The sequence below is a fragment of the Pseudomonas sp. Mb7 genome, from assembly GCF_054790525.1.
Window position 1 is genome coordinate 4,422,774 of record NZ_CP186501.1, and the last position, 17,278, is coordinate 4,440,051.

A 17,278-nucleotide genomic window follows, 5' to 3' on the forward strand; every position below is an offset into this window, starting at 1 on the left:
AGCGGGATCACTCCCACTCAATGGTCGCCGGCGGCTTGCTCGACACGTCGTAAGTGACGCGAGAGATGCCTTCGATTTCATTGATGATGCGGCCGGAAACGGTTTCCAGCAGTTCGTAAGGCAGGTGAGCCCAACGCGCGGTCATGAAGTCGATGGTTTCTACGGCACGCAGGGCCACAACCCAGGCGTAACGACGGCCGTCGCCAACAACGCCAACCGATTTCACTGGCTGGAACACGACGAAGGCCTGGCTGACCTTGTGGTACCAGTCGGCTTTGCGCAGTTCTTCGATGAAGATGTGGTCAGCGCGACGCAGCAGATCGGCATATTCCTTCTTCACTTCACCGAGGATGCGCACGCCCAGGCCCGGGCCCGGGAACGGGTGACGGTAGACCATGTCGTACGGCAGGCCCAGCTCCAGACCCAGACGACGGACTTCGTCCTTGAACAGTTCGCGCAGTGGCTCGACCAGTTTCAGGTTCATCTCTTCCGGCAGGCCGCCCACGTTGTGGTGCGACTTGATCACGTGGGCCTTGCCGCTTTTCGCGCCAGCCGACTCGATCACGTCCGGGTAGATGGTGCCCTGAGCGAGGTACTTGATGTTTTCCAGTTTGTTCGACTGGGCATCGAATACGTCGATGAAGGTGCGACCGATGATCTTGCGCTTCTTTTCCGGGTCAGCTTCGCCGGCCAGGTTGTTGAGGAACTGCTCTTCAGCGTTGGCGCGGATCACCTTGACGCCCATGTTCTCGGCGAACATGGCCATCACTTGCTCCCCTTCGTGCAGACGCAGCAGGCCGTTGTCGACGAAGACGCAGGTCAGCTGGTCGCCGATGGCTTTGTGCAGCAGCGCAGCAACTACCGAAGAGTCAACGCCGCCGGACAGACCCAGCAGCACGTTGTCGGTGCCGACCTGTGCGCGGATGTTGGCGATGGCGTCTTCAGCGATCTTCGACGGGGTCCACAGGGCTTCACAGCCGCAGATGTCGAGGACGAAGCGCGACAGGATGCGACCGCCCTGCTTGGTGTGGGTTACTTCCGGGTGGAACTGCACGCCGTAGTAGCCACGGTCGTCGTTGAACATGCCGGCGATCGGGCAGCTCGGGGTGCTGGCCAGAATGTGGAAGTCTTCCGGCATCTTGGTGACTTTGTCACCGTGGCTCATCCATACGTCGAGGCCGAACAGGCCGTCAGCGTCAATGTGGTCTTCAATGCCGTCGAGCAGGCGGCTCTTGCCGACCACGTCAACGCGGGCGTAACCGAACTCACGCAGCTCGGAACCTTCAACCTTGCCGCCCAGTTGCTCAGCCATGGTCTGCATGCCGTAGCAGATACCGAAAACCGGTACGCCCAGATCGAACACTGCCTGTGGGCAACGCGGGCTGTCGGCGACGTGCACGGACTCGGGGCCGCCGGCGAGGATGACGCCTTTAGGAGCGAATTCGCGGATCGCATCTTCGTCCATGTCGAACGGGTGCAGTTCGCAGTACACACCGATTTCGCGCACGCGGCGGGCGATCAGTTGAGTGTATTGCGAGCCGAAGTCGAGGATCAGGATGCGGTGAGCGTGAATATCGAGGGCCATGATTCAGTCTCGTCTAAGTCGTTCAGAAACAGTCGTGATTCAGAAACAACTCGGGGCTGAATCAAACAGCCCCGGTTGCTTTGCTTGTTGCTTGAAGGCTCAACCTACGCGGTAGTTTGGCGCTTCTTTGGTGATCTGCACGTCGTGAACGTGGGATTCGGCCATGCCAGCGCCGGTGATCCGCACGAACTCAGGCTTGGTGCGCATTTCTTCGATGTTGGCGCTACCGGTGTAGCCCATCGAGGAACGCAGACCGCCCATCAACTGGTGAATGATCGCGCTCAGGGTGCCTTTGTAAGGCACACGGCCTTCGATGCCTTCCGGAACGAGTTTCTCGGCACCTGCCGAGGAGTCCTGGAAGTAACGGTCGGAGGAACCTTGAGCCTGGGACATGGCGCCCAGCGAACCCATGCCGCGATACGCCTTGTACGAACGGCCCTGGAACAGTTCGATTTCGCCCGGCGCTTCTTCAGTACCGGCGAACATCGAGCCCATCATCACGCAGGAAGCACCGGCTACGATGGCCTTGGACAGGTCACCGGAGAAACGGATACCGCCGTCGGCGATCAACGGTACGCCAGTGCCTTCAAGGGCAGCGGCGACGTTGGCGATGGCACTGATTTGCGGGACGCCGACACCGGCGACGATACGGGTGGTGCAGATCGAGCCAGGGCCGATACCGACCTTGACCGCATCAGCGCCAGCTTCGGCCAGAGCCTTGGCTGCGGCGCCGGTGGCGATGTTGCCGCCGATCACCTGCACTTCAGGGAAATTCTCTTTAACCCAGCGAACGCGGTCGATCACGCCTTTGGAGTGACCATGCGCGGTGTCGACTACCACGACGTCCACGCCAGCGTTGACCAGAGCCGCTACACGGTCACCGGTGTCTTTACCCGTACCGACCGCAGCGCCAACGCGCAGACGACCTTGATCGTCCTTGCTGGCCAGCGGGTAGGCTTTGGCTTTTTCGATGTCTTTGACGGTCATCATGCCTTTGAGGGCAAACTTGTCATCGACGATCAGAACTTTTTCCAGACGGTGCTTGTGCAGCAGCTCGCGGACTTCGTTCTTGTCGGCGCCTTCACGCACGGTGACCAGACGCTCTTTAGGCGTCATCACTTCACGTACGGTGGCTTCCAGACGGGTTTCGAAACGCACGTCACGGGAAGTGACGATGCCGACCAGGTCGCCATCGTGCAGGACCGGAACGCCGGAAATGTTGTGCATGCGGGTCAATTCGAACAGGTCACGTACCGTGGCATCAGCCTCGATGGTGATCGGATCCTTGACGACGCCGGCTTCGAACTTCTTGACCTTACGCACTTCGGCAGCTTGCTGCTCGATGGTCATGTTCTTGTGGATAATGCCGATGCCACCTTCCTGAGCCATGGCGATTGCCAAACGGGCTTCAGTGACGGTGTCCATTGCAGCAGAAACCAGAGGAATGTTCAGCTCGATGCCACGGGTAAGGCGGGTCTTGAGACTGACTTCGTTAGGAAGCACCTCGGAATAACCAGGCACTAAGAGAATGTCGTCGAATGTCAGAGCTTCTTGGCTGATACGCAGCATCGCGGGGGCTCCCGAGCGGGAAAATGGAAGCGCGCCATTATAGTCATCCACCCCCTGCTGTTCAATGTAAAACTCAGCTTAATATCAATGTTGCTGATATACGGAGACCCCCGCCGCTACAGCTCCACCTTGACCCAAGAGACAGGTTGATCGAGCCAATCGGCGAACTCATCGATAAAGCTCTGCTTGAAGCCCGCCTCCAGCCAGTTATTGAAGATGAAGCCGAGGTTGGAAAACCCGCACTCCTGCAGGTACAGGAAGCCGTTGATGTCGTCTTCGTGACCGCATTCCGGGCAGGTGAAGTTGTCGGTGCGCCCCGGCATCCAGTCTTCGAGGCTTTCAAACAGCGCTTCGCCGATCTCGCGACGACACTCGGCACAACCAGCCTCTTCGAGAAAGCCCTTGGCCGGCGTGTAGATGCAGCGTTTGGTGACGATCTCCAGCCCGTTGATCGGCTCACCAAATGGCAGCGCTTGCGGGTGCAGGACCACGGCGCGGGCGCCATCGGCAATCGCGTAAGCCATGCGGTTGCCGGTGCGGCCACAGGTTGTCAGCTCTTCTTTGATGATGTTCTTGCGCACCAGCCAGCGCACGATCGCCCGGGCCCGGGGTTCGTGGACCGGCAGGGTGGAGATTTTCGGGACGATGATGCTTTGCGAATTCATGGGAAATCCTGCGGTGTGACTTCTGACGCCTTCGCGAGCAGGCTCGCTCCCACAATGGCATGCAGTTCCCTGTGGGAGCGAGCCTGCTCGCGAAGAGGCCCTAAAGGCCGGCAGCTTAATCCCTGACAAAATCCGGTCAAGTGCTGAGGTAGCGTCCGATCAACGCCAGCCCGCTCGCCAGCACCAGCCATGTCACCAGCCGCACAAACGCCTCGCGCGACAACTTCATGGTCAAGCGCCGCCCGATCCACAACCCCAGCACCATGGCCGGCAACAAACACAAGGCCAGCATCAATAAGGGTAGCTCGGCATACACACCGGCGATGGCAAACAGGCTCAAACGCACCACCGTGCTGCAACTGATCAGCGCACTTTGCGTCGCCCGCGCGGCGTCTTTCGGCAGCCGACTGTTGAGATAAATCGCGTATAGAAAGCCGCCACTGCCAAACAGCGCGCCGAACAACCCGCCCACCGTGCCCATCGGCACTGCCCAGGCCGCCGACAATTGCGCCGGCCGGGCTTTGACCCACAGGCTGTAAACCGCATAAGCGCTGATAAACAGGCCCATCAACAACAGCAACAGATCGGATTTCAGATTAAGCAGGAAAATCACTCCCAGCGTGCAGCCCAGCGCCATGCACGGCAGTAGCCGCAACAACTCCGGCTTGGCCACATCCCGCCGCGACGGCAGCAGGTTGCCGAACGCCGCGACAAAATCCAGCAGCACCAGCAACGGCACAATCTTCGACAACGGCATGAACAGAATCAGAATCGGCCCCGCCACCAATGCAGTGCCAAATCCGGCAATGCCGAACACGATGTAAGCCAATGCGATGCCCAACCCAATCACCGCCCAGCCGCCAGCGCCCCACGCCCATTCACTCAACAACCCCGCCACACTCATCGTTCCGCTTCCTTAATAAGCCTCAGATGACTTTAGCCAGCGCCGAGGGTTGCGACTAATATCTTCAAAGTCGCTCCCCCATCTCAAAAAGGCATACCTGGTGCTTTCAACCCGTCAATTGCGTTACTTCGTCGAAATTGCCGAATGCGGCAGCTTCAGTGCCACCGCTGAACGTTTATTCGTTGCGCAATCGGCGCTGAGCCGGCAGATCAAGGACATGGAGACGCGCCTGCAGACCCCGCTGTTCGAACGCACCGCGCGCCTGCCTCGCCTGACTGCAGCAGGCGAAGCGTTTTTGCCGCGCGCCAGAAATCTGCTCAATGAGCTGAGCAAGGCTAGCGCCATGGCCACCGAAGTCGGCAATGGCCAGCTCGGCACCTTGCGCCTCAGTCACTCCAGCACTGTGTCTATCAGTGGCCGGGTGCTCAGTGATCTCGGCGCTTATCTGCAGCAACAGCCTGGCGTGTCACTGGATATCGGCAAACTCTCTTCGGAAGCGCAACTGGAAGAACTCGTCGAAGGACGCCTCGATGTCGGCCTGCTGCGCCTGCCAGTGTTGCGCCAGCGCGAAGGTATTCAGATTGTGCCGCTGTTTACTGAACGGTTGCTGTTGGCAGTGCCGATGAATCATCGATTGGCCGAGGCTGAGCGTGTCGATCTGGCCCAACTGAAGGACGAAGCGTTCATCTCGATCCCGCATCCACAGCGTGGCGGCCTGAGCTATCTGTGTGCTGACCTGTGCATGCGTCAGGGCTTCTTTCCGCAAGCGGCGCGGGTCATGTCGCGCAAGACCACCCAGCTCCAGCTGATTCAGGCCGGGTTCGGCATCGCCCTGCTGCCGGAATCGATGCAGGACATCGCCCCAAGCGGCGTACGATTTCTGCCGCTGACCGATCCCGATTGCCAAAGCACCGTCGCCCTCGCCTACCCACAGAATCCGACCCCGCTGATCCAACACTTCCTCCAGACCTTCACCAATCCCCCTTGTGGGAGCGAGCCTGCTCGCGAAAGCGGACTGTCAGCCACTGAAGATGTCGAAGGATAAGAAGCTTTCGCGAGCAGGCTCGCTCCCACAGGGTTTTGTGCGGTGTCATGGTGATTCGACGGCAAATGCCTTTAAACTGCGCCCCATGATTAAAGATCCCTTTGCAAGACTTGGCCTGGACCGTGAGGTCCTGACCGTCAGCCAGCTCAACGGCCGCGCGCGGGTGTTGCTCGAAGACGTGTTCAGCAACATCTGGGTCGAAGGCGAAATCTCCAACCTCGCGCGCCCGGCGTCCGGCCACATCTATTTCACCCTCAAGGACAGCGGCGCGCAGGTGCGTTGCGCGCTGTTCCGGCAGAACGCTGCGCGAGTGCGTCAGGCGTTGAAGGACGGCCTGGCGGTGAAGGTGCGTGGCAAGGTTTCGCTGTTCGAAGGCCGTGGCGACTATCAGTTGATTCTCGACACTGTCGAACCTGCCGGTGACGGTGCACTGCGTCTGGCCTTCGATGCGCTGAAGGAAAAGCTCAGCGCCGAAGGTCTGTTCAGTGCCGAACGCAAAGTGCCGTTGCCCGCGCATCCGCAGCGCATCGGCATCATCAGCTCGCCAACCGGCGCGGTGATTCGCGACATCATCAGCGTATTCCGCCGCCGTGCGCCGCAGGTGCAACTGACGCTGATTCCGACTGCCGTACAAGGCCGGGAAGCCACCGCGCAAATCGTCCGCGCGCTGAAAATGGCCGATGCCCGTGGTTTCGACGCACTGATCCTCGCCCGTGGCGGCGGCTCGCTGGAGGACCTCTGGTGCTTCAACGAAGAAGCTGTAGCCCGTGCCGTTGATGCCTGCGTGACGCCGATTGTCAGCGCCGTCGGCCATGAAACCGATGTGTCGATCAGCGACTTTGTTGCCGACGTGCGCGCACCGACGCCGTCTGCGGCTGCCGAATTACTCGCGCCCGATTCCAGTCATCTGATCCGTCAGGTCGAAAGCCTGCATCGGCGCTTGGTGATGCGCATGCGCGACCGTTTGATGCGTGATCGTCTGCGCTTGGAAGGCATGGCCCGTCGCTTGCGCCATCCCGGCGAACGTCTGCGCCAACAGGCTCAGCGCCTGGATGATCTGGACATGCGCATGCGTCGGGCGTTCGAGCGCCATCTCAATACCCGTCGCGAGCGCCTGATCCGCCTGGAAACACGCCTCGCCGGCCAGCATCCGGGGCGGCAATTGGCGATGTTGCGCCAGCGACTCGACAGCCTCGCCGAACGCTTGCCTCGCGCCATGCGCGAAGGTCTAAAAAACCGGCGCCTGCAATTGCACAGTCAGATGCAGACGCTGCACGTGGTCAGCCCATTGGCGACGCTCGGTCGCGGTTACAGCATTTTGCTCGATGAGCGTGGCCATGCGATTCGCAACGCTGCACAGACCCACACCGGCCAGCGCCTCAAAGCCAAACTCGGCGAAGGCGAACTGCAAGTGCGCGTCGAGGACAATCACCTGACGCCTGTCACTCTCTCTTTACTGGACTGATCCATGCCGCGCTTTCTCGCTCCACTGTTTTTGCTCTGCCTGACCTTCAATGCCCACGCCGACAGTTACATCACCCGGCTACTGAACAAACCGGTGCCGGGCGGTGTGGCGGTGGTTGATCTGGGCACCGCCGCGCAGGCACCGAAAGCCACGTATCAGGGCAAACCGGTGCTGGTGGTGAAAGAGCAGAACAACTGGCTGGCGATTGTCGGCGTGCCGTTGACGGTGAAGCCGGGCGCGCAGCAGATCAGCAGCGGCGGGCGCAATCTGCCATTCACCGTGGGCAACAAGAAATACCCGGAACAGCGCATCACCCTGAAGAACAAACAGCAAGTAAACCCGGATCAGTCGAACCTCAAACGCATCGAGGGTGAACTGGCCGAGCAGATCAAGGCGTATCGCAGCTTCAGCCCGAACACGCCGAGCAATCTGTTGTTGGATAAACCAGTCAACGGGCCGCTGTCGAGCAAGTTTGGCGTGCGTCGTTTCTTTAATGGTGAAGAACGCAATCCCCACGCGGGTCTCGACTTTGCCGTGCCAGCGGGCACGCCGATCAAGACTCCGGCGGCGGGCAAAGTGATTCTGATCGGCAACTACTTCTTTAATGGCAACACCGTGTTTGTCGACCATGGGCAGGGCTTTATCAGCATGTTCTGCCATATGTCGAAGATTGATGTGAAAGTCGGTGATCAACTGGCGCGGGGCGCGGTGGTTGGCAAAGTCGGCTCGACGGGCCGGGCAACCGGGCCGCACATGCACTGGAATGTCAGCCTGAATGATGCGCGGGTGGATCCGGCGATTTTCATTGGCGCCTTTCAACCTTAAATATGTGTTGAGGCGACCGGCCTCTTCGCGAGCAGGCTCGGCCCCACACTGGATCTTATTCACAACAAAGATCCCCTGTGGGAGCGAGCCTGCTCGCGAAGGCGGCCTATAAAACACCGCCACACTCAATGAATCTTCAAAAACTCAATTGCGCCCCAATCTAACCTCACGCAAACATCAATAAGATCCACCGCCTTAAGCGCAATAAAATCCTGCATAGCCTCGCTTTCCGAGTATTCCTCTCAATTTTTTCCGACTGCTTGCCAACCTCTCCCCCCGCGGTTAGGGTTGAAGGCATGAAAACCTCTCACACCCTCATTCAGCTTCGCCAGCACCGCAGCCTGTGCCTCGTCAGCGCACGACTGCCAGGCTGAATCGCGGCACCTCGTCCCACGCTTTTCCAAGAACATTCGTAACACCGGCAGGCCGCCTTTTTTCGGCCCAGACAATAAGGAATTTCCCGATGAGCATGCTCAAAGATCCGTCTTCGAAATACCGCGCGTTTCCCGTCATCAACTTGCCGGATCGCACCTGGCCGTCGAAAACCATCGACACCGCGCCGATCTGGTGCAGTTCCGACCTGCGTGACGGCAACCAGTCGCTGATCGAACCGATGGACGCGGTGAAAAAGCTGCGCTTCTGGAAAACCCTGGTGCAGGTCGGTGTAAAGGAAATCGAAGCCTCGTTCCCGGCCGCTTCGCAAACCGACTTCGACTTCGTGCGTACCCTGATCGAAGAAGGCCACATCCCGGACGACACCACCATTCAGGTGCTGACCCAGGGCCGTGAAGATTTGATCGAGCGTACTTTCGAATCCCTGCGCGGTGCGAAAAAAGCCATCGTTCACTTGTACAACGCCACCTCGCCTTCTTTCCGTCGCATCGTCTTCAACCAGGACAAGGACGGTATCAAGGCCATCGCCGTGAACGCGGCCAAGCTGTTCGTCAAATACGCGGCGATGCAGCCGGACACCGAGTGGACCTTCGAATACTCGCCGGAAACCTTCAGCGCTACCGAGCTGGAATTCGCCAAGGAAGTCTGTGACGCGGTGATCGAGGTGTGGAACCCGACGCCTGAGCACAAGATGATCCTCAACCTGCCGGCTACCGTTGAGTGCGCGACCCCGAACGTCTACGCCGACCAGATCGAGTGGTTCGGCCGCAACATCAACCGTCGTGACAGCGTGATCATCAGCCTGCACACCCACAACGACCGTGGCACCGGCGTCGCCGCTACCGAGCTGGGCCTGATGGCCGGCGCCGATCGCGTCGAAGGCTGCCTGTTCGGCAACGGCGAGCGTACCGGTAACGTTGACCTCGTCACCGTCGCTCTGAACATGTACACCCAGGGTCTTGACCCGCAGCTGGACTTCTCCGACATCGACGGCGTGCGCAAAGTGGTCGAAGAGTGCAACCAGATTCAGGTTCACCCGCGTCACCCGTACGTTGGTGACCTGGTACACACTGCGTTCTCCGGCTCGCACCAGGATGCGATCCGTAAAGGCTTCTCCCAGCAGAAACCGGATGCACTGTGGGAAGTGCCGTACTTGCCGATCGACCCGGCCGACATCGGCCGCAGCTACGAGGCGGTGATTCGCGTCAACAGCCAGTCGGGCAAGGGCGGCATCGCCTACTTGCTGGAGCAGGAGTACGGCATCAGCCTGCCACGTCGCATGCAGATCGAATTCAGCCAGGTTGTGCAGCGTGAAACCGATCGTCTGGGCCTGGAGATGACCGCCAAACAGATTCACTCGTTGTTGATCAGCGAATACCTGCAAGCCAACACCCCGTATGCGCTGGTCAGCCATCGCCTGCAGGAAGAAAACGGCAACAGCGCCGTCGAAGTGGAAGTGGCAAGCAAAGGTCAGGGCGAAACCAACCTGCACTGGCGCGGCAAGGGCAACGGTGCACTGGAAGCACTCGTCGCTGGCCTGCCGATTCCGGTGGAGATCATGGACTACAACGAACACGCGATCGGCGCAGGCACCAACGCCAAAGCAGCGGCGTACATCGAGCTGCGTGTGAACGGCGAACGTGCAGTGCACGGCGTGGGCATCGATGAAAACATCACCACGGCCAGCTTCAAGGCCCTGTTCAGCGCGCTGAACCGCTCACTGAGCCAGCCTGAGGCGAAAGCGGCGTAATCGATCGCTGAAATGCAAAAGGCCCCGGCGTGCAAACTCCGGGGCCTTTTTTTGCTTGCGATCGTTCCCACGCTCTGCGTGGGAATGCCTCAAGGGACGCTCTGCGTCCAGTGACGCGGAGCGTCACGGGCTGCATTCCCACGCAGAGCGTGGGAACGATCAGTTACCTCAGGTGAACTCGAAGGTGTCGGCATCCAGATTCGCCGGAAAGCGCTCGCGATATGCCGCCAGTGACGCCGCCTCCAAAACCACCTTGAACACCCCGTCCGCCTCCCCCGCCGCCAGCAAGGTTTCCCCCTGGAAATCCAGCACCTGACTGTCACCAGTGTAGGCGAAGCCCTTGCCGTCCGTGCCGACGCGATTCACCGCCGCCACATAGCAAAGGTTTTCGATGGCTCGCGCCGGCAACAGGCGATTCCAGTGCAGACGCCGCGCGCCCGGCCAGTTGGCGGTGTACAGCAACAGATCAGTGTCCTGCGCATCGCGGCTCCACACCGGGAAGCGCAGGTCGTAGCAGATCAGCGGACGGATGCGCCAGCCCTTGAGTTCGAACTGCACCTGACGTTCGCCGGGGGTGTAGTGATTGTGCTCGCCGGCCATGCGGAACAGGTGACGCTTGTCGTAATGCAGCACTTCACCGTCCGGTCGCGCCCACAGCAGGCGATTGCGATGGCTGCCGTCGGCGGCCTGAATGATCACGCTGCCGGTAATGACTGCATCGAGCTTTGCCGCCTGAACCCGCAGCCATTTGCTGGTCGGGCCATTCTCGGCTTCGGCAAGGGTTTCGGATTCCATGGAGAATCCAGTGGTGAACATTTCCGGCAGGATGATCAGATCCGCCCCCCACGCCTGCTCCAGCAACACCTCGAAATGTTCAAGGTTGGCCTGGCGGTCATGCCAGGCCAGGCTGGTCTGGATCAGCGCCAGGTTCAGATCAGGTAACGCACTCAGATCACGCATAGTTTTGCCGCCGCTTCACGCAACGTCTCCTCGCGTTTGGCAAAACACAGGCGCACCAGGCGCTGGCCTTGCGGTGGGTTCTGGTAGAACACCGACACCGGAATACTCGCCACGCCGTGTTCGCGGGTCATCCACATGGCCATCTCGACGTCATTCAGGTCAGGACGGATCTGCGAGTAATCGACCAACTGGAAGTAGGTGCCAGTGACTCGGGTGAAGGTGAAGCGCGACGGCGCCAGCAGATCGCAGAACAGATCGCGCTTGGCCTGATAGAAACCCGGCAACTCTTCGACGTGTTCCGGGTGCTCGGCCATGTAATCGGCCAGCGCATATTGCAACGGCGTGACGCCGCAGAAACTGACGTACTGGTGGACCTTGCGCAGTTCGGTGGTCAGCGCTGGCGGCGCGACGACGTAACCGGTTTTCCAGCCGGTGACGTGATAGGTCTTGCCGAACGAGCTGACCACGAATGCGCGCTGATACAGCTCTTCATGGGCCAGCACGCTGACGTGCGGTACGCCGTCGAACACCAGGTGTTCGTAGACTTCATCGCTGATCAGGTAGATGTCGCGACCACGGATCAACTCTGCCAGTTGATCGAGTTCTGCACGACTGATCAGCGCGCCGCTCGGGTTGTGCGGGGTGTTGATGACGATCATTTTCGTGCGCGGACTCAGGGCAGCAGCGAGTTGATCGAAATCGATGGAGAAGTCGTTTGGATTCAGTTGTACATGTACGCAACGACCGCCCGCCAACTCCGTCGCCGGTTCGTAGCTGTCGTAGCACGGATCGAACACGATGACTTCGTCGCCGCTGTGGATAACCGCCTGAATCGCACAGAAGATTGCCTGGGTCGCGCCCGGCGTGACCGTCACTTCACTGTCGGCATTGACTTGCACGCCATAGCTGCGAGCGATTTTCGCCGCAATCTGCTCGCGCAGCGCCGGCAGGCCAGTCATCGGTGAATACTGGTTGTGGCCACTGGCGATGTGCCGACCGACCGCATCACGCAGGGACTGCGGGCCGTCGAAGTCAGGAAAACCCTGGGACAGGTTGATCGCTCCGGTCTGGGCCGCGAGCTGAGACATCTGCGTGAAAATAGTGATGCCGACATTCGGCAGCTTACTGGTGATCATCGGGGGTTCCCTGCTCAACACCCGGCTCTGACGACGGCGCGGGAGAGCCCGAGGATAGCCCATCCGGCGCCCATAAAAAAAGGGCGCCGGATGGCACCCTTCTCTCATGTTGATCGTTCCCACGCTCTGCGTGGGAATGCAGCCTTGGACGCTCTGCGTCCACCGCTTATGTGACGCAGAGCGTCACGGGATACATTCCCACGCGGAGCATGGGAACGATCAACGAGCCGCACCTTACTTCTTGTCGCGGCGCTTCTTGCTGGCTTTCTTGTTGTGCGACATCAAGCGACGCTTCTTGTTGACCTGGCGGTCGGTCAGCGTGTTCTTGTTGCCTTCGTACGGGTTCTCGCCGCCCTTGAACTCGATGCGGATCGGCGTACCGACCAGCTTCAGCACACGGCGGTAAGTGTTCTCCAGATAGCGCACGTACGACTTCGGCACTTTCTCGATCTGGTTACCGTGGATCACGATGATCGGCGGGTTCGCACCACCCAAGTGTGCGTAGCGCAGCTTGATCCGGCGGTTGTTGACCATCGGTGGCGCGTGCTCGCCCACCGCGTCTTCCAGAATCTGGGTCAGACGGTTGGTCGGCCAGCGGGTGACCGCCGACTTGAACGAGTTCTGTACGGACGCGTAGAGGTTACCCACGCCAGTGCCGTGCAGGGCCGAGATGAAGTGGATGTCGGCGTAGTCAACGAAGAACAGGCGACGTTGCAGCTCGACCTTGACGAAGTCGCGCTCGCTCGGCGTCATGCCGTCCCACTTGTTGATCGCGATCACCAGTGCACGACCGGATTCGATGGCGAAGCCCAGCAGGTTGAGGTCGTGATCGACCACGCCTTCGCGGGCGTCCATCACGAAGATCACCACGTTGGCGTCTTTGATCGCCTGCAGGGTTTTCACCACGGAGAATTTTTCGACTTCTTCGTGGATCTTGCCGCGCTTGCGCACACCGGCGGTGTCGATCAGCGTGTACTTCTCTTCATTCCGTTCAAACGGGATGTAGATACTGTCGCGAGTGGTGCCCGGCTGGTCATAGACGATAACCCGGTCTTCACCGAGCATGCGGTTGACCAGGGTCGACTTGCCGACGTTCGGACGACCGATGATGGCGATCTTGATCCCGTCTTTTTCGCTCGGGCCAGGAATGCGCTTGGCTTCCTCGCCTTCGGCAACGATCTCTTCCTCGCCTTCTTCTGGCTCTTCTTCGTCTCTCGGGAAATCACCCAGGGCGATTTCCAGCATCTGGGTGATGCCACGGCCGTGAGCACCGGCGATCGGGATCGCGTGGCCCATGCCCAGAGGGGCGAATTCAGCGCGGGCCATTTCCGGGTCGATGTTGTCGACCTTGTTGGCGACCACGTAGGAACGCTTGTTACGTTTGCGCAGGTGCTCGGCGATCATCTGGTCGGCGGCGGTGAAACCGGCCTTGGCATCTACCAGGAACAGCACAACATCCGCTTCTTCAATGGCCAGCAGCGACTGCTCGGCCATTTTTTCGTCCATACCGTGCTCGTCACCGGAGATACCACCGGTGTCGACCAGAATGTAGGAACGCCCTTGCCACTTGGCCTCACCGTACTGGCGATCACGGGTCAGACCGGACAAGTCGCCGACGATGGCGTCGCGAGTCCTGGTCAGGCGGTTGAACAAGGTGGACTTGCCGACGTTCGGTCGGCCCACCAGGGCGATTACGGGAACCATGCGGCTCTCCACTTCGTTATTTCAGAAAATACAAAAGCCGCTGCGAGGCAGCGGCTGGTGCTCGGGGCAACGCCTGTTAGCGCTGCAAGCCCCATGAATCCGGGGCCGCCTGGGGGTTTAACCCCAAGCATAGTTGTTACTTGATGGTCAGGGCTTCCAGTTTGCCGCTGTTGCCATAGACATAAATCGTGTCACCCACCACCAGCGGACGGGCACGCAGGCCGTCGCTGTCGATGCGCTCACGGCCGACGAAACGACCGTCAACCTGGCTCAGCAGGTGCAGATAACCTTCCAGGTCACCGACTGCAACATAGCTGGAGAACACTTCCGGAGCCGACAGTTGACGACGAGCCAGCGAATCGTTGCTCCACAATGCTGTGGTGGAACGTTCGTCGACGCCTTCAACGGTGCCCGAGGACAGGCTCACGTAAACGCTACCGAAACCCTGAGCGATACCGGCGTAGCTCGACGCATCGCGCTGCCAGAGTTGACGACCGCTTTCCAGATCCAGTGCCGCCACGCGACCCTGATAGCTGGCAACGTACAGCGTACCGCCGGACAACAGCAGACCGCCGTCGATGTCGACTACGCGCTCCAGTTCCGAACGACCTTGTGGAATCGCGATCCGTTGTTCCCAGACCGGCACGCCGTTGGAAATGTCCAGAGCGACCACTTTACCGGTCGACAGGCCAGCCACCGCGAGGCGGTTGGTAACCAGCGGTGCGCTGGTGCCACGCAGGGTCAACACGGCCGGGGTGCTGTCATACACCCAGCGCTGAGTACCGGTGGAAGCATCCAGACCGATCAGACGATCGTCCTGAGTCTGTACCACCACCACGTCGCCGTTGTTGGCTGGCGGCGCGAGGACTTCGCTGTTCACACGAGCGCGCCACTTCTCTTCACCGTTGCTGGTGTCCAGAGCAACGACTTCGCCGCGCAGCGTACCGATCAGAACCAGACCGTAACCCACGCCAACGGCGCCGGAGACAGGCAGGTCAAGATCCTGCTTCCATTTCACGTCGCCATTGCCGCGATCCATGGCCATCACCACGCCGGTTACATCGGCGGCGTAGATGGTGTCACCGTCGATCGCCGGCACCAGCATGTTGTAGGTTTCGCCCTGACCGTCACCGATCGAACGACTCCACTGCTTGTGAAGAACCACTTCTTCTTTGAAGTCGGTCAGTTCAGCCGGTGGCAATTCTTTCTTGCTGTTGCTGCTGCAACCCGCGGCCAGAAGGGCCAGAGCCAGCAATGCTGCATGCTTCCAACGGATCACGTCACGCATCCCCTTTGGCCAGGTCGTCGAGCTTGATTTGAAGGCCACCGACCGCCGCTTCATCCGACAGTGCCGCCTTGGCTTTTTGATACGCCTTGTTCGCGTCATCGGTACGGCCCAGCTGTACCAGCAGGTCGCCCTTGAGTTCTTCGCGAGTGGCCAGGAATGCTTTGTCGGCATCACCGTCGAGCAGTTTCAGGGCATCTTCAGCCTTGTTCTGCGCGCCGAGTACCTGCGCCAGACGCTGACGGGCGATTTCGCCCAGCGCCGGGTTGGCCGGTTTGTCGACAATGGCTTTCAGTTCGGTCGCGGCGTCATCCAGCTTGCCGCTGTCGACCGCCACTTTGGCGACGAACAGGCTGCCGTACTGCGCGTAGGCGGAACCGCTGAATTCGCTGTTGAGCTTGCCGGCCAGATCCGCAACGCGGGCCGCATCAGGCTTGCCGTCAGGCGTCAGCGTGGTTTCCAGCAGTTGCTGATAGAGCACCGAGGCGCCTTGCGACTGGTTGCTCTGATACTTGTGATAAGCCTGCCAGCCGAACACGATGACCAGCGCCAACAGGCCGCCAGTGACCAGAGGTTTGCCGTTGCGTGTCCACCAGTCCTTCAAATCCGCCAACTGTTCGTCTTCGGTACTCGACACCCCAATACTCCTTAATCGCTAAATCGGCTGTTTGGACAGCTTCAACCCTGCACGACGCAGGTGGCCAGGTGAGCGGCGAGCGCATCCCAGGCAATGCTTTGTTGTTCGCCCTGGCCACGCAGGGGTTTGAAACCTACCACTTGCTGGGCCATTTCGTCGTCACCGAGGATCAGTGCGTACAGCGCACCGCTCTTGTCGGCCTTCTTGAACTGGCTTTTGAAGCTGCCGGCGCCGGCATTGACTTGCAGACGCAGGTTTGGAAGTTGATCACGAACACGTTCAGCCAGAGCCAGACCGGCCAGCTCGGCTTCTTCACCGAAGGCGCACAGATAGACATCGACCTGACGGGAGATTTCTTCCGGGATCTGCTCCAGGGTTTCCAGCATCAGCACCAGACGTTCGATGCCCATGGCGAAACCGACGCCGGTGGTCGGCTTGCCACCCATTTGCTCGACCAGACCGTCGTAACGACCGCCCGCGCAAACAGTGCCCTGGGCGCCGAGTTTGTCGGTGACCCATTCGAATACGGTTTTGCTGTAGTAATCGAGGCCGCGCACCAGTTTCGGGTTGAGCACGTAAGGAATGCCGACGGCATCCAGACGCGCTTTCAAACCTTCAAAGTGCGCACGGGATTCGTCGTCGAGGTAATCGGCCATTTTCGGCGCATCGACCAGCACCGCTTGAGTGTCGGCATTTTTCGTGTCGAGCACGCGCAGCGGGTTGGTTTTCAGGCGACGCTGGCTGTCTTCGTCGAGTTTGTCGTGGTGCGCCGAGAGATACTCGACCAGCGCTTCACGATAACGCCCACGGGACTCGCTGGTGCCGAGGCTGTTGAGTTCGAGCTTGACCGCATCACGAATGCCCAGCTCGCCCCACAGACGCCAGGTCATGGTGATCAGCTCGGCGTCGATGTCCGGGCCGTCGAGGTTGAACACTTCCAGACCGATCTGGTGGAACTGACGATAACGGCCTTTCTGCGGACGCTCGTGGCGGAACATCGGGCCGATGTACCAGAGTTTCTGCACCTGGCCACCGCCGGTGATGCCGTGCTCGAGTACGGCACGCACGCACGCCGCGGTGCCTTCCGGACGCAGGGTCAGGGAGTCGCCGTTGCGGTCTTCGAAGGTGTACATCTCTTTTTCGACGATGTCGGTCACTTCACCGATCGAGCGCTTGAATAGCTCGGTGAATTCAACGATCGGCATGCGAATCTGCTTGTAACCGTAGTTATCCAGCAAACGCGCAACGGTGCCCTCGAAATAACGCCACAACGGGGTCTGCTCGGGCAGTATGTCATTCATGCCACGAATGGCTTGCAGAGACTTGCTCACTTTAAATCCTTAAATTCGTTCGGC

14 protein-coding genes are annotated in these 17,278 nt (G+C 59.9%); 4 read left to right on the plus strand and 10 right to left on the minus strand.

The genetic code is table 11. From position 1 onward, the window contains the following. Positions 1-7: 7 nt before the first annotated feature. From guaA to ACOYXH_RS19815, 4 genes are all read right to left on the minus strand, one after another. Positions 8-1,585 carry a glutamine-hydrolyzing GMP synthase gene (gene guaA, locus ACOYXH_RS19800; RefSeq protein WP_093430638.1) on the minus strand — a complete coding sequence of 526 codons (1,578 nt, stop codon included), beginning with the start codon at positions 1,583-1,585 and terminating at the stop codon, positions 8-10. Positions 1,586-1,684: 99 nt separating this feature from the next. Next, positions 1,685-3,154, minus strand: a complete 1,470-nt coding sequence (gene guaB / locus ACOYXH_RS19805) for an IMP dehydrogenase (RefSeq protein ID WP_034156270.1) — start codon at positions 3,152-3,154, stop codon at positions 1,685-1,687. 116 nt (positions 3,155-3,270) lie between these two features. Then, the gene (locus ACOYXH_RS19810) at positions 3,271-3,819 is read right to left on the minus strand and encodes a sugar ABC transporter ATPase (RefSeq protein WP_095048343.1); all 549 of its coding nucleotides are present in this window, start codon (positions 3,817-3,819) and stop codon (positions 3,271-3,273) included. Between the two features lie 136 nt (positions 3,820-3,955). After that, entirely contained in the window at positions 3,956-4,723 is a 768-nt protein-coding gene (locus tag ACOYXH_RS19815; RefSeq protein WP_460409907.1) for a sulfite exporter TauE/SafE family protein, read from the minus strand. Positions 4,724-4,823: 100 nt separating this feature from the next. Here ACOYXH_RS19815 and ACOYXH_RS19820 point away from each other — a divergent pair, with 100 nt between their 5' ends. The 4 genes from ACOYXH_RS19820 (at position 4,824) to leuA (ending at position 10,201) form a co-directional block, all read left to right on the plus strand. Beyond that, entirely contained in the window at positions 4,824-5,768 is a 945-nt protein-coding gene (locus ACOYXH_RS19820; RefSeq protein ID WP_460409908.1) for a LysR family transcriptional regulator, read from the plus strand. Positions 5,769-5,853: 85 nt separating this feature from the next. Next, positions 5,854-7,233 carry an exodeoxyribonuclease VII large subunit gene (xseA, locus tag ACOYXH_RS19825; RefSeq protein WP_016984362.1) on the plus strand — a complete coding sequence of 460 codons (1,380 nt, stop codon included), beginning with the start codon at positions 5,854-5,856 and terminating at the stop codon, positions 7,231-7,233. Positions 7,234-7,236: 3 nt separating this feature from the next. Further along, complete coding sequence (locus ACOYXH_RS19830) at positions 7,237-8,058, plus strand: M23 family metallopeptidase (RefSeq protein WP_099757097.1); 822 nt, start codon at positions 7,237-7,239, stop codon at positions 8,056-8,058. A 463-nt stretch (positions 8,059-8,521) separates the two neighbouring features. Further along, positions 8,522-10,201, plus strand: a complete 1,680-nt coding sequence (gene leuA, locus ACOYXH_RS19835) for a 2-isopropylmalate synthase (RefSeq protein WP_007916856.1) — start codon at positions 8,522-8,524, stop codon at positions 10,199-10,201. 168 nt (positions 10,202-10,369) lie between these two features. Here leuA and ACOYXH_RS19840 read toward each other — a convergent pair whose 3' ends face one another. The 6 genes from ACOYXH_RS19840 to hisS all read right to left on the minus strand — a co-directional run bounded on the left by ACOYXH_RS19840 (position 10,370) and on the right by hisS (position 17,254). Continuing rightward, positions 10,370-11,161 (minus strand): amidohydrolase, encoded by a 792-nt coding sequence (locus ACOYXH_RS19840; protein ID WP_220556956.1) that lies wholly within the window; start codon positions 11,159-11,161, stop codon positions 10,370-10,372. Beyond that, complete coding sequence (locus ACOYXH_RS19845; RefSeq protein WP_414927031.1) at positions 11,149-12,297, minus strand: pyridoxal phosphate-dependent aminotransferase; 1,149 nt, start codon at positions 12,295-12,297, stop codon at positions 11,149-11,151. Before ACOYXH_RS19845 ends, ACOYXH_RS19840 begins: the two co-directional genes overlap by 13 nt. Positions 12,298-12,531: 234 nt before the next feature. Beyond that, a complete protein-coding gene (gene der, locus ACOYXH_RS19850; RefSeq protein WP_095048349.1) occupies positions 12,532-14,001 on the minus strand; it encodes a ribosome biogenesis GTPase Der in 1,470 nt (489 codons plus the stop codon). 136 nt (positions 14,002-14,137) lie between these two features. Then, complete coding sequence (bamB, locus tag ACOYXH_RS19855; RefSeq protein ID WP_034156262.1) at positions 14,138-15,289, minus strand: outer membrane protein assembly factor BamB; 1,152 nt, start codon at positions 15,287-15,289, stop codon at positions 14,138-14,140. Then, positions 15,282-15,923, minus strand: coding sequence for a YfgM family protein (locus ACOYXH_RS19860; protein WP_460409909.1), 642 nt, complete (start codon positions 15,921-15,923; stop codon positions 15,282-15,284). The genes bamB and ACOYXH_RS19860 overlap by 8 nt, the downstream gene beginning before the upstream one ends. Before the next feature lie 41 nt (positions 15,924-15,964). Further along, positions 15,965-17,254: a histidine--tRNA ligase gene (gene hisS / locus ACOYXH_RS19865; RefSeq protein WP_016984369.1), complete on the minus strand. Its 1,290-nt coding sequence runs from the start codon at positions 17,252-17,254 to the stop codon at positions 15,965-15,967. Positions 17,255-17,278 lie beyond the last annotated feature (24 nt).